Annotated in this window: 23 protein-coding genes; 11 read left to right on the top strand and 12 right to left on the bottom strand. The window is 73.3% G+C overall.

Annotation, left to right across the window (positions count from 1 at the left end; genetic code table 11):
* Positions 1 to 24: 24 nt before the first annotated feature.
* Together ACILRH_RS08135 and ACILRH_RS08130 are read left to right on the top strand one after the other, a co-directional pair.
* Positions 25 to 1,566, top strand: a complete 1,542-nt coding sequence (locus ACILRH_RS08135; protein ID WP_395692264.1) for a flavin-containing monooxygenase — start codon at positions 25 to 27, stop codon at positions 1,564 to 1,566.
* The gene (locus ACILRH_RS08130) at positions 1,563 to 2,405 is read left to right on the top strand and encodes an SDR family NAD(P)-dependent oxidoreductase (RefSeq protein ID WP_395692263.1); all 843 of its coding nucleotides are present in this window, start codon (positions 1,563 to 1,565) and stop codon (positions 2,403 to 2,405) included. Before ACILRH_RS08135 ends, ACILRH_RS08130 begins: the two co-directional genes overlap by 4 nt.
* Here the strand turns inward: ACILRH_RS08130 and ACILRH_RS08125 are convergent.
* A complete protein-coding gene (locus ACILRH_RS08125) occupies positions 2,368 to 3,711 on the bottom strand; it encodes a threonine/serine exporter ThrE family protein (protein ID WP_395692262.1) in 1,344 nt (447 codons plus the stop codon). The genes ACILRH_RS08130 and ACILRH_RS08125 overlap by 38 nt on opposite strands.
* 37 nt (positions 3,712 to 3,748) lie before the next feature.
* On the opposite strand from ACILRH_RS08125, the gene ACILRH_RS08120 reads away from it, so the two are divergent.
* Together ACILRH_RS08120 and ACILRH_RS08115 are read left to right on the top strand one after the other, a co-directional pair.
* The gene (locus ACILRH_RS08120; protein ID WP_395692260.1) at positions 3,749 to 4,288 is read left to right on the top strand and encodes a DUF402 domain-containing protein; all 540 of its coding nucleotides are present in this window, start codon (positions 3,749 to 3,751) and stop codon (positions 4,286 to 4,288) included.
* Positions 4,289 to 4,307: 19 nt separating this feature from the next.
* Entirely contained in the window at positions 4,308 to 5,438 is a 1,131-nt protein-coding gene (locus ACILRH_RS08115; RefSeq protein ID WP_395692259.1) for a glutamate--cysteine ligase, read from the top strand.
* A 26-nt stretch (positions 5,439 to 5,464) separates the two neighbouring features.
* Here ACILRH_RS08115 and ACILRH_RS08110 read toward each other — a convergent pair whose 3' ends face one another.
* From ACILRH_RS08110 to ACILRH_RS08100, 3 genes are all read right to left on the bottom strand, one after another.
* Entirely contained in the window at positions 5,465 to 6,571 is a 1,107-nt protein-coding gene (locus ACILRH_RS08110) for a DNA polymerase IV (protein ID WP_395692257.1), read from the bottom strand.
* On the bottom strand, positions 6,568 to 7,665 hold the full coding sequence (locus ACILRH_RS08105; RefSeq protein ID WP_395692256.1) for an aromatic acid exporter family protein: 1,098 nt from the start codon (positions 7,663 to 7,665) through the stop codon (positions 6,568 to 6,570). The genes ACILRH_RS08110 and ACILRH_RS08105 overlap by 4 nt, the downstream gene beginning before the upstream one ends.
* Positions 7,666 to 7,735: 70 nt before the next feature.
* Positions 7,736 to 8,068 (bottom strand): hypothetical protein, encoded by a 333-nt coding sequence (locus ACILRH_RS08100; RefSeq protein ID WP_395692254.1) that lies wholly within the window; start codon positions 8,066 to 8,068, stop codon positions 7,736 to 7,738.
* A gap of 191 nt (positions 8,069 to 8,259) precedes the next feature.
* Between ACILRH_RS08100 and ACILRH_RS08095 the strand changes: the two genes are divergently transcribed.
* Together ACILRH_RS08095 and ACILRH_RS08090 are read left to right on the top strand one after the other, a co-directional pair.
* A complete protein-coding gene (locus ACILRH_RS08095) occupies positions 8,260 to 9,576 on the top strand; it encodes a serine/threonine-protein kinase (protein ID WP_395692252.1) in 1,317 nt (438 codons plus the stop codon).
* A gap of 79 nt (positions 9,577 to 9,655) precedes the next feature.
* Positions 9,656 to 11,065: a wax ester/triacylglycerol synthase family O-acyltransferase gene (locus tag ACILRH_RS08090; protein ID WP_395692250.1), complete on the top strand. Its 1,410-nt coding sequence runs from the start codon at positions 9,656 to 9,658 to the stop codon at positions 11,063 to 11,065.
* Here ACILRH_RS08090 and ACILRH_RS08085 read toward each other — a convergent pair.
* Positions 11,062 to 12,252, bottom strand: coding sequence for a site-specific DNA-methyltransferase (locus ACILRH_RS08085; RefSeq protein ID WP_395692249.1), 1,191 nt, complete (start codon positions 12,250 to 12,252; stop codon positions 11,062 to 11,064). The genes ACILRH_RS08090 and ACILRH_RS08085 overlap by 4 nt on opposite strands.
* 23 nt (positions 12,253 to 12,275) lie before the next feature.
* Here ACILRH_RS08085 and ACILRH_RS08080 point away from each other — a divergent pair, with 23 nt between their 5' ends.
* The gene (locus ACILRH_RS08080) at positions 12,276 to 13,502 is read left to right on the top strand and encodes a phosphodiester glycosidase family protein (protein WP_395692247.1); all 1,227 of its coding nucleotides are present in this window, start codon (positions 12,276 to 12,278) and stop codon (positions 13,500 to 13,502) included.
* A 124-nt stretch (positions 13,503 to 13,626) separates the two neighbouring features.
* Positions 13,627 to 14,637: an IS481 family transposase gene (locus ACILRH_RS08075; RefSeq protein ID WP_395692245.1), complete on the top strand. Its 1,011-nt coding sequence runs from the start codon at positions 13,627 to 13,629 to the stop codon at positions 14,635 to 14,637.
* On the opposite strand, the gene ACILRH_RS08070 is transcribed toward ACILRH_RS08075, so the two are convergent.
* On the bottom strand, positions 14,634 to 15,044 hold the full coding sequence (locus tag ACILRH_RS08070) for a hypothetical protein (RefSeq protein WP_395692243.1): 411 nt from the start codon (positions 15,042 to 15,044) through the stop codon (positions 14,634 to 14,636). The genes ACILRH_RS08075 and ACILRH_RS08070 overlap by 4 nt on opposite strands.
* A 53-nt stretch (positions 15,045 to 15,097) precedes the next feature.
* On the opposite strand from ACILRH_RS08070, the gene ACILRH_RS08065 reads away from it, so the two are divergent.
* Positions 15,098 to 15,664 carry a mismatch-specific DNA-glycosylase gene (locus tag ACILRH_RS08065; protein WP_395692241.1) on the top strand — a complete coding sequence of 189 codons (567 nt, stop codon included), beginning with the start codon at positions 15,098 to 15,100 and terminating at the stop codon, positions 15,662 to 15,664.
* On the opposite strand, the gene ACILRH_RS08060 is transcribed toward ACILRH_RS08065, so the two are convergent.
* Both ACILRH_RS08060 and glgC read right to left on the bottom strand, forming a co-directional pair.
* Positions 15,591 to 16,271: a hypothetical protein gene (locus tag ACILRH_RS08060; protein ID WP_395692239.1), complete on the bottom strand. Its 681-nt coding sequence runs from the start codon at positions 16,269 to 16,271 to the stop codon at positions 15,591 to 15,593. The genes ACILRH_RS08065 and ACILRH_RS08060 overlap by 74 nt on opposite strands.
* Positions 16,272 to 16,360: 89 nt before the next feature.
* Positions 16,361 to 17,605, bottom strand: coding sequence for a glucose-1-phosphate adenylyltransferase (glgC, locus tag ACILRH_RS08055; protein WP_395692238.1), 1,245 nt, complete (start codon positions 17,603 to 17,605; stop codon positions 16,361 to 16,363).
* A gap of 45 nt (positions 17,606 to 17,650) precedes the next feature.
* On the opposite strand from glgC, the gene glgA reads away from it, so the two are divergent.
* Positions 17,651 to 18,838 carry a glycogen synthase gene (gene glgA, locus ACILRH_RS08050; protein ID WP_395692236.1) on the top strand — a complete coding sequence of 396 codons (1,188 nt, stop codon included), beginning with the start codon at positions 17,651 to 17,653 and terminating at the stop codon, positions 18,836 to 18,838.
* Here the strand turns inward: glgA and ACILRH_RS08045 are convergent.
* Positions 18,820 to 20,079, bottom strand: coding sequence for an MFS transporter (locus tag ACILRH_RS08045; RefSeq protein ID WP_395692234.1), 1,260 nt, complete (start codon positions 20,077 to 20,079; stop codon positions 18,820 to 18,822). The two genes, glgA and ACILRH_RS08045, sit on opposite strands and share 19 nt — an antisense overlap.
* A gap of 139 nt (positions 20,080 to 20,218) precedes the next feature.
* Here ACILRH_RS08045 and ACILRH_RS08040 point away from each other — a divergent pair, with 139 nt between their 5' ends.
* Positions 20,219 to 20,887 (top strand): hypothetical protein, encoded by a 669-nt coding sequence (locus ACILRH_RS08040; RefSeq protein ID WP_395692233.1) that lies wholly within the window; start codon positions 20,219 to 20,221, stop codon positions 20,885 to 20,887.
* Here ACILRH_RS08040 and ACILRH_RS08035 read toward each other — a convergent pair.
* From ACILRH_RS08035 to ACILRH_RS08025, 3 genes are read right to left on the bottom strand one after another with little or no spacing between them, the layout of a single operon-like run.
* The gene (locus ACILRH_RS08035; RefSeq protein ID WP_395692231.1) at positions 20,866 to 21,252 is read right to left on the bottom strand and encodes a DUF427 domain-containing protein; all 387 of its coding nucleotides are present in this window, start codon (positions 21,250 to 21,252) and stop codon (positions 20,866 to 20,868) included. The genes ACILRH_RS08040 and ACILRH_RS08035 overlap by 22 nt on opposite strands.
* 52 nt (positions 21,253 to 21,304) lie before the next feature.
* Positions 21,305 to 22,357, bottom strand: a complete 1,053-nt coding sequence (locus tag ACILRH_RS08030) for a DUF1707 domain-containing protein (protein ID WP_395692229.1) — start codon at positions 22,355 to 22,357, stop codon at positions 21,305 to 21,307.
* Positions 22,358 to 22,372: 15 nt separating this feature from the next.
* Positions 22,373 to 23,728 carry a GntP family permease gene (locus ACILRH_RS08025; RefSeq protein ID WP_395692227.1) on the bottom strand — a complete coding sequence of 452 codons (1,356 nt, stop codon included), beginning with the start codon at positions 23,726 to 23,728 and terminating at the stop codon, positions 22,373 to 22,375.
* Positions 23,729 to 23,739: the final 11 nt, after the last annotated feature.

The following is a 23,739-nucleotide window of genomic DNA, read 5'->3' as shown; positions in this document are numbered from 1 at the left end:
AATACCGCCAGTACGGTCGGCCGCATGTCCTCCCTCCTCCCCGCCGATCACCTTCCCGTGCGGGTGCGGCACCTCGTCGTCGGCGCCGGGTTCGCCGGGCTGTGCGCGGCGATCAAGCTGCAGGAGGACGGCGAGACCGACTTCCTGGTCGTCGAGAAGGGCTCCGACGTCGGCGGCACCTGGCGCGACAACACCTACCCCGGCGCGACCTGCGACGTCCCGAGCCAGCTCTACTCCTACTCGTTCGCCTCGAACCCCGAGTGGTCGTCCTCCTACTCGGCCGGGCCGGAGATCCAGGCGTACATCCGCGACGTGGCCGAGGGCTCGGGGACCCTGGACCGGTTCGAGTTCGACACCCGCTTCGAGGACGCGGCCTGGGACGCCGCGGCCCAGGTGTGGCGCTCCCGGATCACGGGTCCGGACGGCGAGCGGACCGTCGTGTCGACGACCCTCGTGGTCGGCGCCGGCAGCCTGTCGGAGCCCCGGCTCCCGGAGATCGACGGCATCGAGACCTTCCGAGGCGCCCTGTTCCACTCCGCGCAGTGGGACCACACCGTCGACCTGGCCGGCAAGCGCGTCGCCGTCATCGGCACCGGCGCGTCGGCCATCCAGATCGTCCCCGAGCTGCAGCAGGTCGCGGCGGCGACCGGCGGCCACCTCGACGTCTACCAGCGGACGCCACCGTGGATCATCCCGCGCAACGACCGGCGGTACGGTGCCCTCGAGCGGCGCGCGCTGCGCCGGCTGCCGCTGCTGCGCAAGCTCTACCGGACCGGCATCTACTGGGCGCACGAGGGCTACGTGCCGGCCTTCACGATCGAGCCGCGGATCGCGGCTCCGGCCAAGCAGGCGGCGCTGGCCAACATCCGCAAGGGCATCTCAGACCCGGCGCTGCGAGAGCGCGTGACGCCGCACTACGAGATCGGCTGCAAACGGATCCTGCGCTCCAACACCTGGTACCCCGCACTGGCCGCCGCCGAGGTCGAGCTGGTCACCGACCCGATCTCCGCCGTGACCGCGAGCGGGGTCGTCACGGCCGACGGGACCGAGCGGCCGGTCGACGTCATCGTCGTCGCCACGGGGTTCCACACGACCGACCTGCCGTTCGCCGAGCACGTCACCGGCGCCGCCGGCCGCACCCTGGCCGACGTGTGGAGCGAGAGCGGCATGGCGGCGTACAAGGGCACGACCGTGCCGGGCTTCCCGAACCTCTTCGTGCTCGTCGGACCCAACACCGGCCAGGGCCACACCAGCATGGTGTTCATCATCGAGGCCCAGGTCGCCTACCTGCGCAGCGCGCTGCGGGCGATGCGGGAGCACGGGTGGGGCGCGGTCGAGCCGCGCCTCCCGGCGTACCGCCGCTGGAACGCGAACCTGCAGCGTCGGATGAAGCGCACCGTGTGGACCACCGGCGGCTGCCAGAGCTGGTACCTCGACGAGCACGGCCGCAACACGACCCTGTGGCCGAAGTCGACCGTCACGTTCCGCCGGCAGCTCGCCACCTTCGACGCCGACGCCTACACGACCACTCCCCTGGCACCGACCCGCGAGGAGCAGCCCGCATGAAGAGCTTCGACGACAAGGTCGTCGTGATCACCGGCGCCGGGTCCGGCATCGGCCGAGCGCTGGCGCAGGACCTCGGCCGCCGCGGCGCCCGGCTGGCGATCTCCGACATCGACGACGCCGGCCTCGCCGAGACCGTCCGCCTCGTCGAGTCGGCCGGGGTCCGCGAGGTCCGCTCCGACCACCTCGACGTCGCCGACCGGGCGGCGTTCGCGGCGTACGCCACGGCGGTCGCCGACCACTTCGGCCGGGTCAACGTGGTCGTCAACAACGCCGGCGTGGCGCTGTCGGGCAACTTCGAGGACCTCGAGTACGCCGACATGGACTGGATCATCGGCATCAACTTCTGGGGCGTCCTGCACGGCACCAAGGAGTTCCTGCCGCACCTGATCGCCTCGGGCGACGGGCACCTGGTCAACATCTCCTCGGTCTTCGGCCTCATCTCGATGCCCGGCCAGAGCATGTACAACGCCGCCAAGTACGCCGTCCGCGGCATGTCGGAGGCCCTGCGGGAGGAGATGCTGGTCGCCGGGCACCCGGTGGGGGTCACGGTGGTGCACCCCGGCGGCATCAAGACCGCGATCGCCCGCAACGCGCGCGTGTCGGCCAAGGAGGACAAGCAGGCGACCGCGCAGCTCTTCGACGAGAAGCTCGCCCGGATGACACCGGAGCGGGCCGCGGAGATCATCGTCAAGGGGGTCCAGGGCAGCAAGGCCCGCGTGCTGGTCGGCCTCGACGCGCACGCGATCCACCACCTGGCGAAGCTGACCGGTTCGCGCTACCAGGACCTGGTCGCCCGGGCCGCTAGCCGCGTCCTGCCGGAGCAGACGGGCGTCGTCTGACCCGCCGGACCCGGAGCGGACCGACCAGGCGGGGGCCGGCGAGCCGGTTCTCCAGGCGCTGCGCCTCGCGCCCGAGCGGCTGCGCGACGTACTCGCCGAGGATCACCCCGGACGCCAGGGCGATCGCGATCGACACCGCGGTCACCATGGCGAGCAGCCCGGCGGACGTCTGGTGCCCGCCCTCGGTGAGCAGGCTGAGCGCCCGGTAGATCGACAGCCCGGGCAGCATCGGCACCACCGCGGGCACGATCACGACCAGCGGCGGCACGCGCATCCGTGCGGCGACACCGAAGCTGACCAGGCCGACGAAGAACGCCGCCAGCGCCGTCGACCAGGTGCTGCCCACCCCGCCCAGCCCCACGGACTGGGAGATGACCATGGCGGCCGCGGCGACCACGCCGACCGGCAGCAGGGAGCGGCGCGGCGCGTACGACGCGAACGCGAACGCCGAGGCGCTCACGGCCGCACCCAGCGCCATGACCGACAGCTCCTTGAGGTCGGAGGCCCCGGGGTCGAGCCGCCCCACCTCCACGCCGGCCAGGTCGGCGACCTGGAGCCCACCGCTCACCCCGGCGATGATCCCGGCCGTCGCGAGCAGCGCCTCGGTCAGCCGCGCCCCCGCGGTGACGTAGAAGCCGGACAGCGCGTCCTGCAACGCTCCCATGAAGCCGATGCCGGCCAGCAGCATCACGATGTTGGCGGTCACGACCAGGGACGGGTCGAGACCGGTGCCCACCGACGCCGCGAGCACCGCGATCAGCGTCGCGATCCCGGCCCCGGCGACCTGGCGGTAGAAGAACGGGATGCGGCGACGCCCCATCGCCTGCTGCAGCAGGTCGATCGCGACCGCCGCGGCGAACGCGATCCCCACCACCGCCGTGTCACCCCCGAGCTGGAGGCCGACGCCGGCGGCCATCGCCCCCCAGCCGAGCGTCGCCGCCCAGCGCGGCAGCACGTGGCCCGACGAGACGATCCGGGCCAGCCGGGAGCGCGCCTCGCCCAGCTCGACGTCGCCGTGCAGGAGGTCGCGGACCAGGTGGTCGACCAGCGTGAGGTCCTCGTAGTCGATCTCGCGCTGCTTGACCTGCCGGATCAGCACGACCGGCGGCTCCTCGGGGTCCTGCTGGTGGCTCATCGACAGCGACGTGAAGGTCACGTCTGTCTCGGGGTGACGCACGCCGTAGCGCCACGCGACCGCCTGCATGGTTGCGGTGACGTCGGCGGCGCCGGCCCCTGAGGACAGCAGCAGCTCGCCGATCCGCAGGCACAGGTCGAGGGTCAGGTTCAGCTCCCGAGTGGCCGACATGGCCGCCATGGTGGCAGCCGGCTGGTAGACAGGTGAAATGCCCTTGGCGCCCGGGTCCGACGTGCACGTGGCGATGACCAAGTGGGGTGACCGACCCCACTGGGAGTTCGCCGCGACCTACCTCGGCAGCGACCGTCACGGCGACTGGCTGGGCATCGTCCGGGGCACGCCGATGAGCCGCCCCGGCGCGTCGTACGTCGCGCCGACCCACCAGGTCGGCCTGGTGCCGGCGCCCGGACCGGACCAGGACCGGGGGTGGCTGGCCACGTTCCACGACGTGGGCGGGCCGGTGCAGGTGTACGTCGATGTCACCACGCCGCCGACCTGGGACGAGGCGACGATCCGGGCCGTCGACCTGGACCTGGACGTCGTGCGGGGCCGGACCGGCCGGGTGTGGGTCGACGACGAGGACGAGTTCGCCGCGCACCGGGTCCGGTTCGGCTACCCCGAGGAGGTCGTCGAGGCCGCGCTGGCCTCCTGCGAGCGGGTGCACGCCGCCGTCGCGACCGGCGCACCGCCCTTCGACGGGGCCGCCGCCGCGTGGCTGGACCGGGTGCGGGAGTCCACCGCCACCTGAGCTGTGGAACGCTTCCGGTATGCGGATCGACTTCCACGGATCGCCCGAGCCCACGCTGGGCGTGGAGTGGGAGCTCGCGCTGGTCGACCGGCGCAGCAGGGACCTGCGCAACGACGCGACCCACCTGTTCGCCCGCGCCAAGCCCCGGCTCGCCGACCCGGGCAAGCTGCACCAGGAGATGCTGCGCAACACCGTCGAGATCGTGAGCGGTGTCTGCCACACCGTCGATGAGGCGATGACCGACCTGCGCCGGACCCTCGAGGCGGTGGTGCCGGCCGGTGACGAGCTCGACATCGACCTCTACGGCGCCGGCACCCATCCCTTCGCGTCCTGGACCGGCCAGCAGCTCACCGAGGGGCACCGCTACCAGGAGCTGATCAACCGGACCCAGTGGTGGGGCCGGCAGATGCTGATCTGGGGTGTCCACGTCCACGTCGGGCTGCCGGAGCGGGAGCGGGTGATGCCGGTGCTGTCCGCGCTGCTCACCTACTACCCGCACCTGCAGGCGCTCTCGGCGTCGTCCCCCATCTGGGCGGGCATCGACACCGGCTACGCGTCCAACCGGGCGCTGATGTTCCAGCAGCTGCCGACCGCCGGGCTGCCGTTCCAGTTCGAGCGGTGGTCGGAGTTCGAGTCGTTCGTGGCCGACCAGGTGGTCACCGGGGTGATCGAGGAGCTCACCGAGATCCGGTGGGACGTCCGGCCGTCCTGCGCCCACGGGACGCTGGAGAACCGGGTGTGCGACGGGATGTCGACGTTCGCGGAGCTGTCCTCCCTGGTCGCCCTCATGCACTGCCTCGTGATCGACCTCGACACCCGGGTCGCCGCGGGCGAGACTCTGCCGGTGCTGCCGCCGTGGCACGTGCAGGAGAACAAGTGGCGCGCCGCCCGCTACGGCCTCGACGCCATCGTCATCACCTCTCCCGCATCGGACGAGCGGCTCGTGACCGAGGACCTCGCCGACCTCCTCGACCGCCTCGCCCCGGTGGCCGACCGGCTCGGCTGTGCCCCCGAGCTCGCCGCCGTGGCCGACATCCCGGCCCGCGGTGCGTCCTACCAGCGCCAACGCGCGGTCGCCGACGAGACCGACGGCGACCTGGTCGCGGTCGTCGACTCCGTGGTCCGCGAGCTGCGCGCCGAGCTGGGGTAGGCGCCGGCGAGCTCCCGCGCACCGTCTCAGTAGCCCTCGGGCGGCGGGACCATCTCCAGGCGCACGCCCAGCAGGCGGACGGGTCGGTCCTGGTCGCGGGGGTCGAGACGGTCGAGCAGCGAGACCGCAGCCTCCTCCAGCACCTCGGGGTCACGCGTGGGCGCCGGCAGGGTGAGGCTGCGGCTCACCGTCACGAACGGTCGCAGCCGGACCTTGAGCCCGACCCGGGCGGCCGGGCGGCCCTCGGCATCGATGTCCGCCAGGGCCCGCCGGGTCAGCGAGCGGACCGCCGCCGCGACCTCCGCGCGGGTCTCCAGGTCGACCTGGAAGGTCTCCTCGCGCCCGTGTGCCCGCGCCACCCAGGGAGTCGCGTCGACCGGGCTGGTGTCCACCCCTCGGCCGAGCCGGTGGTACCAGGGGCCCATGGTCGGGCCGAGCTCGGCGGCCAGGACCCGCGCATCGGACGCGGCCAGCTGGGAGACGGTCTCGATGCCGAGCGCCGCCAGCTTCTTCGCCGTCCGAGCGCCGATGCCCCACAGCGCGGTCGTCGGCCGGTCCCCCATCACCTCCGACCAGGTCGCCTCGGTCAGCTGGGCGACCCCGCGGGGCTTCTCGAAGTCGGTCGCGATCTTCGCGCGCAGCTTGTTGTCGCCGATGCCCACCGAGCAGTGCAGCCCGGTCGCGGACAGGACCTCGGTGCGCACGTGCGCGGCGAAGTCACGAGGGTCGCCGAGGTCCCCGTGGTGCGCTCCCGCCGCGAGGAACGCCTCGTCCCACCCCAGCACCTCGACCACCACCGGCACCCCGCCCCACGCGAGGCCGCGCAGGGCCTCCATCACCTCGGCGGACGCGGCGTCGTACGCCGGCTTGTCCACCGGTAGGAAGACCGCGTCCGGGCACTTGCGGGCCGCCACGCGCAGGGGCATCCCCGACCCGACGCCGAACGCCCGCGCCTCGTAGGACGCCGTCGCCACCACGCCCCGCTCGGTGGGGTCGCCGCGCCCGCCGACGACGATCGGTCGGCCGGCCAGCTCGGGGCGGCGCAGCACCTCCACCGCCGCGATGAACTGGTCGAGGTCGACGTGCAGCACCCAGGGCTGTGCCGTGCCCGAGGCGGTCTCCGCAGCGGTCATCGGGGCGGCGGCAGCGCGTCGGTCGACTCCAGCTGGTCGAGCCCGGAGACCATGAGCAGGTCGGCGATCACCGACCTCAGCTGGGCCAGGATCGCCTCCGCCGCGAGCACCTCGGAGCGCTCCACCCGCCCCGTGGCGTCGGCCACGGCGAGCAGCGCGGGCCGGGCCGCCACCGCCATCCGGTTGGACGCCAGCTCCTCGGCCACGTCGTCCGTGGCGTCGGCCAGGTCGAGGGTCAGCAGCGCGTAGGAGCCGGGCACGGGCCGCCGGTGGTAGGCGGCGACCGCGGTCTGCCGCACCAGCACGCGGGTGCTGCGCAGCGCGCGGTCGAGCGGGTCGACCAGCTCGGCCATCTTGCGCAGGTCGTCGCGGTGGCGCACCCGGAACGGCGAGGAGTCGACGACCGACAGTCCCTCGTCGGCCGCGTCCTGGAGCTCCCGGATGAGGGAGTCCGTCGCCCGTGCGTCCGCGAGCAGCGCCATGGCCCGCTCGGACTCGCCCTCGGTCATCACCGCGCTCGCGGCACGCAGCAGGTCCGCGATCTTGCGCGCCACGACCGCCGCCTGCTCACGGGGTCGCCGCAACGGCGCCGCCGGCACCACCGTGGCTGCCACGAGCGCGACCAGTCCGCCGACGACCGCGTCCGTCCACCGGGTGAACGCCTGCCCGGGACCGGCGACCAGCCCCACGATGACGATCGACTGCACCGCCGCCTGGGTCACGAACAGCTGGCCGCCGTCGAGGAGGAACGCGGCGGTCATGGCGAGGGCGACGATCAGCCCGATCTGCCAGGCCCCCGAGCCCAGCCACACCACGAGGAGGTCGGCGAGGAAGACGCCGACGGCGACGCCCACCGTCACCTCGGCGACCCGCCGCAGCCGCTGGCCGTAGGAGGTCCCGAGCGCGACGACGGCGGCGACCGGCGCGAAGAACGGCGTCGGGTGGCCGAGCAGGTCCGCCGCGATGAACCAGGCGACCCCGGCGGCGACCGCGCACTGGCCGATCTGCCACGCCTTCGACTGCACCCGCCGGACCCGGGCTCGCGCCGACGTGCGGCCGCGGTCCCACATCCGGTCGAGCGACCCCGCCTCCATGGTCGCGATCCTGCCACGCCGGTCGGCCCGTCCGCCGCGGCCGGGACGACCGTGGGCGCGACGACCTCGGTCACCCGGCCGCCGCCTGCCGATGGGCCCAGTCGAGGGCCTGCTTCAGGTCGGCGAGGTCGCGGTACCAGGTGCGCACCTCCACCCGGCACCGGACCCGGTCGACGCGCCGGTCGTACTCCGAGCACTCCGCGCGCGCCTCGGACCCCGTCGGCGGGAACACCCCGGTGCCGTCGTAGTGCCAGATCTCGAAGCCGTTGCGCGCGTCGCCGGTGACATCGACGACGGTGTCGCCGGGCGGAGCGCCGCCGCGGGTCGACGCTGCGGCGACGCCGCCGGCACCGGTCACGAGCAGGAGGGCGATGGCGACGATCCACGTCAGGGTCTGCTTCACGATGGCTCCCGAGAGGTCGTGCGCCGGCGGGTCCGACGCACGAGCGACGCTAGGAGGGACCGCGGACCGCGGCGGTCGACGGCGCGGCGGCCTGTGGACGGGAGTGCTGGAGCACTCCCCGGTGGACGGAGGGCGGGCCGAGCCGCCGGCCCGGGGTTCGGCACCGGCCACCAGCGGGTACCAGCACGGGCGTGACGGAGGGTGCGAGCGGTGCCGCGGGGCTGCTGGACGGGCGGTACCGCCTGCTCGGCCGTCTCGGGAGCGGCGGCATGGGCACGGTCCACCGCGCCCACGACGAGCGGTTGGACCGCACGGTCGCGGTCAAGCTGCTGCGCAGCGGGGACGACCCGGTGCACCGGGCCCGGCTCCTCTCGGAGGCCCGGCTCGCCGGCGGGCTGCACCACCGGGGCATCGTCCGCGTCCACGACTACGGCGAGGCGACCACGCCGGCCGGCACCGTGCCGTACGTCGTCATGGCACTGGTCGAGGGCGAGCCCCTGTCCGACGTGCTCCGCGAGCGGCGCACGCTCCCGCCCGAGGAGGTCGCCGCCCTCGTCTCCCGCATCGCCGAGGCCCTGACCGTCGCCCACGCCGCCGGCGTCGTGCACCGGGACCTCAAGCCGTCCAACGTCATCGTGACTGCGAACGGCCCCGTCGTGGTCGACTTCGGTGTCGCGCGGTCCGACGCGGCCGACCCGCTGACCGACACCGGCCTGGTCGTCGGCACCGCCGACTACCTCAGCCCCGAGCAGGCCACCGGGTCCCGTGCCACGGCCGCGTCCGACGTCTACGCCCTCGGCGTGGTCGCCCACCAGTGCCTCAGCGGGGTCTCGCCGTTCCACCGCGAGACTCCCGTCGCCACCGCCCTCGCCCACCTGCGTGACGACGTGCCCGCGCTGCCCGCCGACGTGCCTGCCGGGCTGCGGGCCCTCGTGTCCTCGATGACCGCGCGAGCCCCGGAGGACCGGCCCAGCGCCGCGGAGGTGGCCCGGTGGGCCGAGGCACCGGCGACGACAGCGGTGGTGCTGCCGCCGATGCCGCCGACGCCACCCACCGCGCCCCAGCCCCGGACCCAGCCCCGGACCCAGGTCGTGCCCCAGGTCGTGCCCCAGGTCGCCGGCTGGTGGTCCCGCCGGCGGCTCGCCGTGGTCGCGGCGGCGGCCACCGTGATCGTGGCCGGCTCGACCCTCGCCGCACTGCACAACGGGGACGCCGCGGCGCCGGCCGCGGACGCCACCGGGGCGACCCACCGCTCGGGGGCCCACCGGTCCGAGCGGCCGAGCCCCACCGCGACGCCGACGACCGACCCCACGCCGGTCGGCACGCAGACCCCGGCCCGGTCGGACCAGCACTCCAAGCCGCACCCCAAGCCGAAGCCGCACCCGAAACCGCACCCGAAGCCGAAGCACGAGCCGAAGCCGAAGCCGAAGCCGAAGCCCAAGCCCGGCCACGGGCCCGGCCACGAGCACGGCCACGGGCACGGACACGGGCACGGACACGGGCACTGACCAGACCGCTCGACGGTTGTGGCCGTCGTCACGACAGGCCACACTCGGACGCCACACCGACGACAGCAGGGGGAACAGCGTGGTCACTCCGATCGACCCGACGGCGACGGGGTTCCTCCTCGCGGAGAACCGCAGCATGCCGATGCACGTCGGCGGCCTGCAGCTCTTCGAGAAGCCCGAGGGCGCCGGGCGCGACTATGCGCGGCAGATGTACGAGGCGATGCGCGACGTGCAGGAGATCGCGCCGCTCTTCCTCAAGCACCCGCACCGCTCGCTCTCCACCGCCGGCCAGCTGGTCTGGGTCGAGGACGAGCAGTTCGACATCGAGCACCACGTCCGGCACAGCGCCCTGCCCCGACCGGGACGAGTCCGCGAGCTCCTCGAGCTTGCCGGCCGCCTGCACAGCACGCGGCTCGCCTGGGAGCGGCCCCTGTGGGAGGCCCACGTCATCGAGGGCCTCAAGGACGGCCGCGTGGCGCTCTACACGAAGACCCACCACGCCCTGGTCGACGGCATCTCCGCGATGCGCCTGCTCCAGAGCGTGCTCTCGACCGACCCGGACCGGCGTGACATGCCCGCCCCGTGGGACGCCAGCACCCGCCGGAAGAAGAAGCCGCTCGAGGTCACCGACGGCCCGTCCGGCAGCCTCGCGGACATCCCGGCCAGCGCGATGCGCTCGGCGCTGGGCATCGCCTCCGAGGCGGCCGGCATGCCCGGGGCGCTGCTGCGGACGCTCACCAAGGGGGTGCGCAACGAGACCTCGGCGATCTCGCTCTACGCGCCGCGGACGATCTTCAACCGCACGATCACGGGCTCGCGCCGGTTCGCCGCCCAGGACTGGCCGGTCGAGCGGCTGCGAGCGATCGGCAAGGCCACCGGGACGACGATCAACGACGTGGTCCTCGCCATGTGCAGCGGTGCGGTCCGCACCTACCTCGAGGAGCTCGACGCCCTGCCCGACTCACCGCTCGTGGCGATGGTCCCCGTGGGCCTGCGGGCCAAGGAGTCGGGCACCGCCTCCACGGAGGGCGGCAATGCGATCGGCGCGGTGATGTGCCAGCTGGGGACCCACCTCGCCGACCCGGCCGACCGTCTCGAGGGCATCCATCGCTCGATGAAGGACGGCAAGGAGGCGCTGTCGAGCATGACGCCGACGCAGATCCTCGCCATGAGCGCCCTCGGGCAGGCACCGGCCATCGTCGCGCCGATCCTGAAGATGCAAGGCATCGTCCGGCCGCCGTACAACCTGATCATCAGCAACGTCCCGGGCCCGCGGACCACGCACTACTGGAACGGCGCGAAGATGGTCGGCACCTATCCGCTCTCGATCCCGATCAACGGGATGGCGCTCAACATCACCTGCACGTCGTACGACGGCAAGATGGGCTTCGGGCTGATCGGCTGCCGCCGCACGGTGCCGAGCCTGCAGCGGCTGCTGGGCCACCTCGACACCGAGGTGGCCGCCCTGGAGAAGGCGGCCGGGGTCTAGGCCGACCCCGGCCGGGGCGACGGGGCGGGCAGCTCCTCGAGCCCGCCGCCCACCGTCGCGGCGACCGCGCGCAACCGGGCGCGGGTGATGTCGGCGACCGTGCGCAGGCCGGCCGTCCGGGCGTTGGACCCGGCCCGGGTGGGCTCGGCGGAGTTGATACTCACGCACCGTCGGGTGCCGCCGTCCGCGGCGTTCTGCAGCGCCACCGCGTGCCCGGTCGTGCCGCTGCCCGCGAAGAAGTCCAGCACCAGCGCGTCGTCGGGCATGGTGCCGAGGATGCGGCGCACCAGCCCGGTCGGCTTCGGTGACTCGAAGACGTGGCCGACGAGGTCCTTGAGCTCCTGCACGGCCGTGTCGGTCGACCCGACCTCCTCGGCGAGCCAGATCGTCCGCAGCTTCTTGCGCCGTCCGCCCGGGACGTCGGGGTGCAGCCAGTCGCGCTGGAACACGTCGACCCGCTCCCCCAGCCGCCCCTGCACGCGCCGGCAGACCAGGTCGTCGGGCCGCTGGTCGATCAGCGGCCGGCTCCACCGCCACACCGCGGGACGCCCGTCGCCGAACACCGGGCCCACTTCGACGGCGCCCCGGAACGGCGTCGTGCTCACCCTCCCCGAGTCGGGGTCGCCCCACACCGTGAAGGCGAGCGTGGGGGCGGTCACGGGGTTGAACTTCTTGTTGGTGTTGCGCAGGGGCAGGTGGCGGAACCGCCGCCCGTCCGCGGTCGTCAGCGGGAAGTCACGCTCGTCGACCGCGTCCGGCGACGTCGCGTCGAGCACGCACCGGCGGGCGTCGCGGGCGTAGACCAGCAGGTACTCGTGATTGGTCGCGAAGCCCTTGCCCAGCTGGCGTCCCTTGGCGTTGAGGTTGACCACGACCTGCGCGAGCAGGTTCTGCTCGCCGAACAGGTCGTCCATCAGCAGCCGCAGGTGTGCGACCTCGTGGTCGTCGATGCTCACGAAGACCGCACCGGTCTCGGCGAGCACCTCGCGCGCCGCGGCCAGCCGCGGGCGCATCATCGCCGCCCAGTGCGCGTGCCCGCGGAAGTCGTCGCAGTAGGCGAACTCGTTGCCGGTGTTGTACGGCGGGTCGGTGTAGACCAGGTCCACCGGACGGCCCAGAAGCTCTGGGAGCGTGGGCAGCACGTCGAGGTTGTCACCCTCGATGAAGGTGTTCCACGGACGGCCCACGGCCCGCACCCTAGCCTTCGAGGGTGCACGTCCGACCGGTCCTCCTCGTCGCCGTGGCCGCGGTCTGCGCATTGACCGTCCCGCCGGCGCTCGCGGGCCCCGCCGGCCCCCATCCCGGTACGACGCGTCGCGCCCCGCAGCCGCGGGTCTCGTCGGCCGACGAGCCGGTGACGACGGTCCCGGCACGCACGAGCCGCCACCCCCGGACCACGACCTCCGACGAGGTCGGCTGGCAGGTCGCGCCGGGCGTCACCTACTCCAGCTGGCGACAGACGGACGCGCGCGGCCCCGTCGTCGCGCACCTGCTCACCATCGACCCCTCCACCCCGGGGCTGCGCATCGACTACGCCAGCGGGGCCACGGTGCGGCAGGTCGCCACCGTCGCCCACCTGGTCGAGGAGGCCGGCGGGGTGGCCGGCGTCAACGGCGACTTCTACGACATCGGTCGCACCGGCGCACCGCTGGGGGTCGGCGCCGACCCACGGCACGGGCTCCTGCACGCACCCCGCTCCGGGTGGAACGACGCCTTCTTCCTCGACCGCCGCGGCCGGCCCCGGATCGGCGAGCTGCCGATGGCCGCCCGGGTGCTGCACCACCCGCGGCTGCGGATCACCAACCTGAACTCGCCGTACGTCGCCCCCGGCGGCATCGGTGCCTACACACCCGCGTGGGGACGCACCGCCGGCTACCGGGTCGTGCTCGGCCAGCACCGACGCGTCCGCTCGGTGCTCGTGCAGCACGGCCGGGTCGTGCGCAACCGGGCCCGGCTGTCGGTGGGCCGGCCCGTCGACGGCGTGCTGCTGGTCGGTCGCGGCCGCGGGGCCCGGCTGCTCAGGGACCGGCTGCCCGTCGGGTCCCGCGCGCGGACGCGGTGGTCGCTGGCCGGCCACCCCCGGATGGCGATCAGCGGCGACCACTTCCTGGTCCGGGCCGGGGTGGTGACCGCGGTCGACGACCGGGTGGTCGCGCCCCGCACCGCTGTCGGCATCGACCGCTCGACCGGTGACGTGCTGCTCCTCGTCGTCGACGGCCGCTCCCGCCGGAGCCGGGGCAGCACGATGGTCGAGCTCGCCGACCTGATGGTCGACCTGGGCGCCGACGACGCGCTCAACCTCGACGGCGGCGGCTCCTCGACGATGGTCGGGCCCGAGGAGACCGGCTCGTTCGCGGTCCTCAACACCCCCTCAGACGGCTTCGAGCGACGCGTCGCCGACGCGCTGTCGATCGGCTACCAGGCGCCGGCCGGCTAGCTGTGATGCCCAGGCACGTTGGTCGAGAAGGTGTGACGACACGATCTGAGGTCGTGGATGGGTGAAGGCCTCCCGGTGTGGAGTGGAGCTGTCTAAGAAACCGCTTCGCACCAAGGAGGCCTTCGTGTCCCACGCTACCCATGCCAACGCTGCTCTGACTCCACGTGCCCGGCTCAAGCTCGCTCGGTTGATCGTCGACCAGGGCTGGTCGGTCCCACGCGCGGCCGAGCGGTACGACGTGTCGTGGAAGACCGCCAAGAAGTGGGCCAACCGCTATCGGGCCGAGGGGCCCGTCGGGATGCTCGACCGGTCCTCGCGGCCGCACCGCCAGCCCCACCGGACGCCGGCGCCGGTGGTGCGCAAGATCGTCCACCTGCGCTGGAAGCAACGACTGGGACCGGTGGAGATCGCTGACCGGCTCGGGATGGCTTCCTCGACCGTGCATGCCGTGCTCGTGCGGTGCCGGATCAACAGGCTCACCCACCTTGACCGCGTCACCGGCGAACCGATCCGACGCTATGAGCACGACCATCCCGGTGACCTGCTCCACCAGGACGTCAAGAAGCTGGGCCGGGTCCCCGACGGCGGTGGCTGGCGCTATGTGGGACGCCAGCAGGGTGAGAAGAACCGATCGACGACTGTCGCTCGCACCGGTGCACCTCGCAGCAAGCACCGTGACCCGTTGATCGGGACCTGCTACCTGCACACGATCATCGACGACTACTCCCGCGTCGCCTACGTCGAGGCCCACGACGACGAAACCAAGGAGACCGCGGCGCTCGTGCTGCGCAACGCGGTCGCCTGGTTCGCCGAGCGCGGCGTCACCGTCCAGCGGGTCCTGACCGACAACGGCGGCTGCTACAAGTCCCACCTATGGCGCGACACCTGCGCAGAGCTCGGCATCACGCCCAAGCGGACCAAGCCTTACCGACCCCAGACCAACGGCAAGATCGAGCGGTTCCACCGGACCCTGGCCGAGGGCTGGGCGTTCAAGAAGTTCTACAGCTCCGAGGCAGCCAGGCTCGCCGCCCTGCCAGGATGGCTCCACCAGTACAACCACCACCGGCCCCACTCGGCCATCGGCAAGCGTTCACCCATCACCCGCTTGGACAACCTGGCTGGGCATCACAGCTAGCCGGGGAGCCCGGCGACGCCGACCGTGGTCACCGGCGCGAAGCACTCGGCCGGCGGCTTGCCGATCACGCGCGGGACGATCACGTCGCCGCGCACGAACGCGCTGGCGGGCACGCCGCATCCGATCGACACCACCTGGGCGACCACGACGTCGCCCTCGACCTGCCCGGCCGCCCGGGTGACCTCCGCGGCCAGGCCGTCGTCGAAGCGGGCGACGTACGACGCCAGGTCGGCGGGGTCGGTGACGTCGGTCGCCCGGCTCTCCTCGGCGCCCCCGCCGGCCGTCTGCGAGACGAGCACGACCTCGGGGGCCGGGCTGTCGCCAGAGGGCGGGGACGCGGGGCGGGCGTCGTCGCTGCCGCACCCGGCCAGGGCGAGGAGCAGGACCGTTCCGAGAAGGAGTCGCATGGTGGTGGGACGGTAGCGGCCGCCGCCGGGTTCCACCGTGGCAGGCTGCGCAGGTGCCCCGCTTCAGCCGCGCCGAGCTCGAGTCCTTCCGCGACCGGGAGGTCCCCGACCTGGTCGGGCCGGACCTGCGACTGCTCTTCGTCGGGATCAACCCGGGGCTCTGGACGGCCGCGACCCAGACCCACTTCGCCCATCCGGCCAACCGGTTCTACCCCGCCCTGCTGCTGGCCGGCATCATCACCGAGCCGGTCAGCCCGTCGGACGGCATGACCGACGACGACCGTGACCGGCTCCGGGCCCGCGGCGTCGGCATCACCAACCTCGTGCGCCGGGCCACCGCCCGCGCGAGCGAGCTCTCGGCCGAGGAGCTCCGGGCCGGCGGGGCCGAGCTGGTCGAGACGGTGCGGCGGACGCGTCCGCGCGTGGTCGCGGTCGCCGGGATCACGGCGTACCGCACCGCGTTCGCGCGACCGAAGGCCCGACCGGGCCGTCAGGAGGAGCGGCTCGCGGACGCCGAGCTGTGGGTGGTGCCGAACCCGAGCGGGCTCAACGCCCACGAGACCACGGCGACGCTGGCCGGGGCGTACGGTGCGGCGGCACGGGCCGCCGGGGTGCTGTAGGCGCCGGCACGGCCGCGATGCCGGCCTCGAGGAGGTCGCGCAGGCGGGCGTCGGTGCCGGGGTCGCCCGCGGCCACCACTCCCTCGACCGCGCAGCGGACCATCGTCGGTGCGCAGCGCTCGGCGAAGGAGCGACGGTCGATCCGGCCGCGCACGTCGAGCCGCTCCACCCAGGCGACGGCACCGGGCACCTGGTCGAGCGCGACCCGGGCCCGGCGGGTCACCCCGGCGAGCCCGGGGTCGGCGGCGGCGACCTGGACCGCCCGCAGCAGCCCGGCGGCCAGCACCCGTTGGGTGGCCTCCGGCTGGTCGAGGAGCTGACGGGACGCGACCGCGACGGAGAGCGCGACCGGCGTGTCCTCGTCGCCCACCAGGCCGACCACCGAGGGGATCAGCGGCGGCAGCCCGCGCCGGCCCTCGTCGGAGATCGCGTCGTTGACCTGGCGCGCCAGCTGGGCCAGCAGCGGGTGTGTGCAAGAGGGGTGGTCGCTCCACCGCTCCCCGGCGAGGACCGACGCGAGCTCCATGAAGCACGCGCCCCGCTTGGCGTTGCGGTGGCGGCCGCGGGACAGGATCGGCATGCCGTCCGGAAGAGTGGATGACGTCATCGAGGGCCTCCTGGTTCGAGGATGCGCCTCACCTCGCCGCGTCGGCAACCCCCTACGGAGGTGGATTCGGGCCGGGCTGGCTGGCCCGGTCAGGCCGGGAAGACCTGGTCCTTCCCGAGCACCGTGAGCCCGTCCTCGACGACGAAGCCGCGCGCCCGGTCGGCGTCGTGGTCGACACCGAGCTCGGCGCCCGGAGGGATGACCACGTTCTTGTCGACCAGCGCGTTGCGCACGACGGCGCCGGCGCCGACGCGGACGCCGTTCATCAGCACCGAGCCCGTCACCTCGGCACCGGCGTCGACCCGCACCGCGGGCGAGAGCACCGACCGGCGCACGCGGCCGCCGGTGATGACGACCCCGGGCGAGAGCACGGCCTCGTCGGCGCTGGGCACCTGGCCGTCCGCCTGCACCAGCTTCACCGGCGGCTGGGGGCCGTAGGAGGTGTAGATCGGCCAGCGGAAGTTGTAGAGGTTGAAGACCGGCAGCGGCGAGACGACATCCATGTGGGCGGCGTAGTAGGAGCCCAGCGTCCCGACATCGCGCCAGTAGTCACGGTCGCGCTCGGTCGACCCGTCGACGTCGTTGTCCTTGAAGTCGTAGACACCGGCCTGCTGCCGGCGCACGAACGACGGCACGATGTCTCCGCCCATGTCGTGCTTGGACCCGATCTCGGTGGAGTCGCGGGTGACCGCCTCGACCAGGGCGGGTGCGTCGAACACGTAGTTGCCCATCGACGCCAGCACCTCCCCGGGGCTGTCGGGCAGACCCTCGGGGTTCTTCGGCTTCTCGAGGAAGTCGCGGATCCGCCCCGGGTCGTCGGGGTGGACGTCGATGACGCCGAACTGGTCGGCCAGCTCGATCGGCTGGCGGATCGCGGCGACCGTGCACGCGGCGCCGCTGGCGATGTGCGCCTTGACCATCTGCTTGAAGTCCATGCGGTAGACGTGGTCGGCGCCTACCACGACGACGATGTCGGGTTCCTCGTCGCGGATCAGGTTGAGCGACTGGTAGATCGCGTCGGCGCTGCCGAGGTACCAGTGCTTGCCGACGCGCTGCTGGGCCGGCACCGGGGTGACGTAGTTGCCCAGCATCGTCGACATCCGCCAGGTCTGCGTGACGTGGAGGTCGAGGCTGTGGGACTTGTACTGCGTCAGCACGACCACCTTGAGGTAGCCGGAGTTGACGACGTTGGACAACGCGAAGTCGATCAGCCGGTAGATGCCGGCGAACGGGACCGCCGGCTTGGCTCGGTCCGCGGTCAGCGGCATCAGGCGTTTGCCCTCCCCTCCGGCCAGCACGATCGCGAGCACCTTCCGGCGGGAGCTGAGGGCCATGCGTCCAACCTAGTGGGGCGCCCCGAGCACCGGTAGGTTCGAGTCGTGCGAGTCGACGTGCTGTCCCGCGAGTACCCGCCCGAGGTCTACGGCGGTGCCGGTGTCCACGTGGCCGAGCTGGTCCGGGCGCTGCGCGATCGGCCGGACGTCGAGGCCCACGTCCACGCCTTCGGGGCGCCACGCGACGAGGCGCTCACGGCGTCGTACGCCGACCTCGCCGAGCTGTCCGGCGCCAACGCGGCGCTGCGCACGCTCGGCGTCGACCTCGCGATCGCCGCCGGGTGCGCGGGCACCGAGCTCGTGCACTCCCACACCTGGTACGCCAACATGGCCGGCCACCTCTCCGCGCTGCTCTACGACGTCCCGCACGTCGTCAGCGCGCACTCGCTCGAGCCGCTGCGGCCGTGGAAGGCCGAGCAGCTGGGCGGCGGCTACGCGATCTCGTCGTGGGTCGAGCGCACCTCCTACGAGGCGGCCGCCACGGTCATCGCGGTGTCAGCCGCGATGCGCGACGACGTGCTCGCGTCGTACCCCGCCATCGACCCGGCGCGGGTTCAGGTGGTGCACAACGGCATCGACACCACCGACTGGTCGCCGCGGCTCGACCCCGACCGGGTGCGCGAGCTCGGCGTCGACCCCGACCGGCCGTCGGTCGTGTTCGTCGGGCGGATCACCCGGCAGAAGGGGCTGCCGCTGTTCCTGCGCGCGTGCGCCTCGCTGCCCGCCGACGTGCAGATCGTGCTGTGCGCCGGCGCTCCCGACACCCCCGAGATCATGGCCGAGGTCGAGTCGCTGGTCGCCGACCTGCGCGCCTCCCGCACCGGCGTCGTCTGGATCCCGGAGATGCTGCCGCGGCCCGACGTCGTGGCGCTGCTGACCGGTGCGACGGCGTTCGCGTGCCCGTCGATCTACGAGCCGCTGGGCATCGTCAACCTCGAGGCGATGGCCTGCGAGACCGCGGTCGTCGCCACCGCGACCGGCGGCATCCCCGAGGTCGTCGTCCCCGACGAGACGGGGCTGCTCGTGCCGATCGAGCAGGCGACCGACGGCACCGGTACCCCACTGGACCCCGACCGCTACGTCGCCGACTTCGCCGACGCCCTCACCGCGGTCGTCTCCGACCCCGACCGGGCCGCGGCGATGGGCCGCGCCGGTCGCCAGCGGGCGATCGACGCCTTCTCCTGGGCCGCGATCGCGGAGCGGACCGTGGAGGTCTACCGCTCGGTGCTCTGAGCACCGCGCGGCAGGTGCCGGACCGCCGGCACCGCCGCGACCACGAGCGCCGCGCCTACACCGACGACCGTCATGCCCGCGAGCGCGGTGTGGATGCCGACGGCCGCGCTCACCGCGCCGGCCAGGACGTTGCCGAGCGGGATCATGCCGGCGCTGGTGAGGTAGTCGTAGCTCGACACCCGCGAGAGCGACCGCTCCGGCACGTGCTCGCCCAGCGAGGTCTCCCAGAGCGTGAACGCACCAGTCACGCAGACGCCCGCGGCGAGCTCGAGCGCGCCGATCCCCCACGTGCCCAGGCCGCTGCCGATGAAGGCGGCCTGGCAGGACGCGCCGACGAGCATCAGCGCGGCGACGCGCAGCGCGAACGCCGGGCGCCAGCGCAGGAACAGCAGGTCGCCGAGCACCGAGCCGACGCCGAAGCAGGCGACCACGACCGCCCAGGACCGCGCGCCGTCGAGCTCCTGCTCCATCAGGACCGGACCGATCACGAAGATCGCCGGCAGCACGGCCACGTGATAGGCGGCGAAGCCGCCGAGGAAGGCCAGCACCCACGACCGTGACCGGACCTCGCCCCACCCGTCGCGCAGGCTCGCCCAGAAGTGCTCGGTGGTCGCGGTCGGGTCCTCCTCGGCGACGGCGTCGACGACGCGGCTGCGCAGCGGCAGCAGCAGGGCGACCGACACCGCGAACGTCGCGGCGTCGAAGAGCAGCGCACCTCCCGGACCGCCCGCCACCGCGATGAGCACCCCCGCCAGCACCGGCCCCACGATCGACCCGACGGAGAACGTCAGCCCGCGCAGCGCGTTGGCGGGCTGGATGTTCGCCGGGGTCACCGTGGTGGGCAGCAGCCCGCTGAACGCCGGCGCGAAGAACGCGTCGGCGGCGCCGTACACGGCCGCGAGGACGGTGAGGTGGACGACGTCGGCCCGTCCGGACAGGAGCAGCGCCGCCGCGACGACCTGGCAGACCAGCCGGACGACGTCGGAGGTGACCAGGATCCGCTTGCGGTCCCACCGGTCGGCCCACACGCCCGCCGGCAGGGCGAGGACGACGAACGGCAGGAACTGCGCGGCCGACACCAGCGCGACGGCGCCCACGTCCCCACCCACCGACATCACCGCGAACGGCAGCGCCACCATCGTCACCCGGTCGCCGAGCACCGAGAGCACCTGGCTGCCGAAGAGCAGCCGGTACTGCGGCTCCTCCCGGAGCACGGCAGGCACGCGCACCGTGGTCAGCACGCGACGAGGATCCGCGAGACGTCGTGGGCACCGCAACTTGTCGGCGTGAACCATCACTTGTCGGCTGAAGCTTTGGCCGACAAGCGAGGGTTTACCCGGTCGACCGGGTAAACCAGCACGCGCCCGATACGTTCGGCCCGTGACCAAGCACGTCTTCCTGCTCCGCACCCTCACCGGCTCGGCACACGACCCCGGCCTGCACGCGGCGCTGGCCGCGGCCTGGGTGAGCCGGCTCCAGGTCAACGTCGACGACGAGCCGGTCGCGGCAGCGATGCGGATCCCGCAGCTGGACCCACCGGTCGCCGCGGTCGTGAGCACCTGGGACGGTGATCCGGCGGCGACCGCCCGCGCGCTGGGCGAGGTCGCCGAGCGGGTGCACGGGTACGCCGTGGACGAGCGCCGACGGCTGGACCCGCCGGAGGCCTGGGACGGCAGCCGGGCCGACGCACTGGCGAACGTCGCCGTGCTGCGGCGCCCGGCGGAGCTCGCCCCTGAGGAGTGGCTGCGCCGCTGGATGGTCGACCACACGCCGATCGCGATCCGCACCCAGGCGACCTTCGGCTACGTGCAGAACGTGGTCACCGCCGCGACCACCCCCGACGCGCCGCCGGTCGACGCGATCGTCGAGGAGCTGTTCCCCAGCGCAGGCGTGAGCGACATCCACGCGTTCTACGGCAGCGGCGGCGACGACGCCGAGCTGGCGCGGCGGATGACCGAGCTGATGGCCAGCGTCGCCCGCATCGGGGCCGACCGCGACCTCGACCTGGTGCCGACCAGCCGCTTCCTCTACGCGCTCGCGCCCGGGTAGCCGCGCACGTCGACCACCTCGGGGTAGAACGCGACGTGACCGGCGATCTCGGCCACCGCGTCGTACGGCGCGGCGTACTCCCACACGGCGCCGGCGTGCGTGTCGCCGTCGACCACCAGGTCGTAGTACGACGCGTCGCCCTTGTAGGGGCAGTAGGTCGTGCGGTCGCTGCGCACCAGCACCGCGGCGTCGACGTCCCGGAGCGGGACGTACTGCACGGCCGGGTAGCCCGCCTCCTGCAGCGTCAGCGCCGAGGTCGTGTCGGCCACCATCCGCTCCCCCAGCGTCACCACGACCCGGTGGCCGGTCGGCGAGATCGCGATCGGGTGGCTGTCGTCGGGCAGGAGCACCGGCTTGTCCGTCATACCGGCCCAACGAGGGGACCGCGGCCGATGTTCCGGTCCAGGCCGGTCGGGCTCAGTGCTCGGTGGAGTCCCAGGTGATCCGACCGTCGGGGCGGGCGCCGAGGTAGACGGTGTCGCCGAAGTCGTTGGACGCGTAAGCCCACACCGCTGCGCCGCTCTCGTCGGGGGCCCGCACGATCGCGTACCAGGTGTCCTCGTCGGGCATCTTGCTGCGGACCTTGCGGACCAGGTCGACCACCACCTGAGGATCCACCGACGCGAGGTCGGTGCGCGGGAAGGACGAGGAGCTCTTGATGTCGTTGGAGGTCAGCTCGCTGCCGTCCCAGTACCAATACTCCTCGTGGGCGGTCCGGTGGTCCACGGGCAGCTCGACGACCGCGTAGGTCGGGTAGAGGACCGCCGAGAACGCCGTCGTCGACCCCGACTGCTCGCGCACGGCGTCGAGGAGGTCGGTGTAGCCCTGCACGCTGATGACGTTGGCGTCCTGGTGGTCCAGGGCGCCCAGGACCCCGGAGGTGGTGTTGTCGCGGATCGCGTTGACGATCGCGGTGATCCCGCCGATGGCGAGGACCGCGACGACGACCACGCCGACCAGCGGCACGAGCAGGAGCCGCTTGGACACCCGGGCCGACGAGGCCGTGGGGGCGGGGGTGGGCATCGGCGAGCCGTACGGCACGTGCGGCGGCGGCTGGGCCGGGGTGTCGGGCAGCCAGGTGGCCGGTGGGACCTCGGAGCCTGCCTCGGTCCCGGCCGCCTCGGCCGCCTCGGGATCCGGAGTCGGGTCGGCGGCGGGCGACGAGCCGCCCGGCTGGTACTCCCGGTAGCCCGTCGGAGCCAGGTACGCCGCCGGCACGACCGCACCCGCCGCATGCCCCGGCTCGGGGCCGGCCTCGGGGCCGGGCTCGGGGCCGGGCCCGGGCGCCGGCGTGGACTGGAGGTCGTGGACGAGCATCTGGACCTCGCCGAGCGTCTGCGCGCGGCGCAGCTCCTCGATCCGCTTGTCGCGGTCGGCCTCGACGATCCGGCCGTCGCTCCAGGCCGCCTCGACGACCTCGATCGCGGCGTCCCGGTCCTTATCGCGGGCGCGCTGGTCCGGCGTGCTCACACGTGCACCGTAGTGCTAGACGAACACTCCCAGCAGCAGAACCGCGAGGAGGCCGGTCACCGACAAGACGGTCTCCATCAACGACCAGGTGCGGACGGTCTGGCCGACGCTCATCCCGAAGTACTCCTTGACCAGCCAGAACCCCGCGTCGTTGACGTGGGAGAAGAACAGCGAGCCGGCACCGACCGCGAGGACGACGAGGGACGTCTCACCGGTCGACATGCCCTGGACCAGGTCGACCATGAGCGAGCTCGCGGTGATGGTCGCGACCGTCGCCGACCCGGTCGCCAGCCGGATCAGCACCGCCAGCACCCAGGCCAGCAGCAGCACCGACACGTTCGCGTCCTTGGCCCAGTCGGCGAGCAGCGTGCCGATCCCGGTGTCGACCAGTACCTGCTTGAAGCCACCGCCGGCGGCGACGATCAGCAGGATGCCGGCGATCGGCGGGAGCGAGGCGGAGACGGTCTCGGAGATCTCGCGCCGGCCCATGCCGGTGCCCACGCCGAAGGTGAGCATCGCGACGAGGACGGCGACCAGCAGCGCGACGAACGGGTTGCCGATCACGTCCGCCACCTGCTGGACCCGGTCGTCGGGGTCGTCGACGACGATGTCGACGACCGCCTTCCCGAGCATGAGCACGACCGGGAGGAGCACCGTGGCGAGCGTGACGCCGAAGGACGGGCGGCGACCGTCGGGCCGCTCGTCACGCTCCCAGGTGCTCGGCGGCTCGACCACGACCCAGCGGCCGGCGAGGGAGCCCCACAGCGGACCGGCGACGATGATCGTGGGGATGGCCACCAGGATGCCGAGGCCGAGGGTGACGCCGAGGTCGGCGTGCAGGTTCTGGATCGCGATGACCGGGCCGGGGTGGGGCGGGACGAACCCGTGCATCGCCGAGAGGCCGGCCAGGGCGGGGATGCCGACGGTGACCAGCGAGAGGCGGGACCGGCGCGCCACCAGGTAGATGACCGGCATCAGCAGCACCAGCCCGATCTCGAAGAACATCGGCAGGCCGATCAGCGCGCCGACCAGCGCCATCGCCCACGGCAGCGCCCGGCCGGACGCCCGCCCGACGATCGTGTCGACGATCTGGTCGGCGCCGCCGGAGTCGGCGAGCAGCTTGGCGAAGATCGCGCCGAGCGCGATCAGCGAGCCCACGCCCGCGGCCGTGGTCCCGAACCCGGTCGTGAACGACGTCAGCACGTCGTTCATGTCCTGGCCGGCCAGCAGCCCGACGGCCAGCGCCCCGAGGATCAGGGCGAGGAACGGGTGCATGCGCACGACGGTGATGAGCACGACGATCAGCGCGATCGCGACGAGCGCAGCCGTCAGCAGCTGCCACCCGGCCGCGACCGGGTCGACGACGTCCATGGGTCTCCTCC

The sequence above is a fragment of the Nocardioides sp. genome (genome assembly GCF_044226765.1).
Taxonomy (GTDB): Bacteria; Actinomycetota; Actinomycetes; order Propionibacteriales; family Nocardioidaceae; genus Nocardioides.
The sequence above is the reverse complement of the archived record's forward strand: the minus strand, read 5'-3'. Positions and strand labels throughout refer to the sequence as shown.

What these genes read in the sequence shown, in the direction of transcription:
- ACILRH_RS08135 (WP_395692264.1), top strand. Translation starts at nt 25, where the DNA reads ATGTCCTCCCTCCTCCCCGCCGATCACCTTCCCGTGCGGGTGCGGCAC.
- ACILRH_RS08130 (WP_395692263.1), top strand. Translation starts at nt 1,563, where the DNA reads ATGAAGAGCTTCGACGACAAGGTCGTCGTGATCACCGGCGCCGGGTCC.
- ACILRH_RS08125 (WP_395692262.1), bottom strand. Translation starts at nt 3,711, where the DNA reads ATGTCGGCCACTCGGGAGCTGAACCTGACCCTCGACCTGTGCCTGCGG.
- ACILRH_RS08120 (WP_395692260.1), top strand. Translation starts at nt 3,749, where the DNA reads ATGCCCTTGGCGCCCGGGTCCGACGTGCACGTGGCGATGACCAAGTGG.
- ACILRH_RS08115 (WP_395692259.1), top strand. Translation starts at nt 4,308, where the DNA reads ATGCGGATCGACTTCCACGGATCGCCCGAGCCCACGCTGGGCGTGGAG.
- ACILRH_RS08110 (WP_395692257.1), bottom strand. Translation starts at nt 6,571, where the DNA reads ATGACCGCTGCGGAGACCGCCTCGGGCACGGCACAGCCCTGGGTGCTG.
- ACILRH_RS08105 (WP_395692256.1), bottom strand. Translation starts at nt 7,665, where the DNA reads ATGGAGGCGGGGTCGCTCGACCGGATGTGGGACCGCGGCCGCACGTCG.
- ACILRH_RS08070 (WP_395692243.1), bottom strand. Translation starts at nt 15,044, where the DNA reads ATGCGACTCCTTCTCGGAACGGTCCTGCTCCTCGCCCTGGCCGGGTGC.
- ACILRH_RS08060 (WP_395692239.1), bottom strand. Translation starts at nt 16,271, where the DNA reads ATGACGTCATCCACTCTTCCGGACGGCATGCCGATCCTGTCCCGCGGC.
- glgC (WP_395692238.1), bottom strand. Translation starts at nt 17,605, where the DNA reads ATGGCCCTCAGCTCCCGCCGGAAGGTGCTCGCGATCGTGCTGGCCGGA.
- ACILRH_RS08035 (WP_395692231.1), bottom strand. Translation starts at nt 21,252, where the DNA reads ATGACGGACAAGCCGGTGCTCCTGCCCGACGACAGCCACCCGATCGCG.
- ACILRH_RS08025 (WP_395692227.1), bottom strand. Translation starts at nt 23,728, where the DNA reads ATGGACGTCGTCGACCCGGTCGCGGCCGGGTGGCAGCTGCTGACGGCT.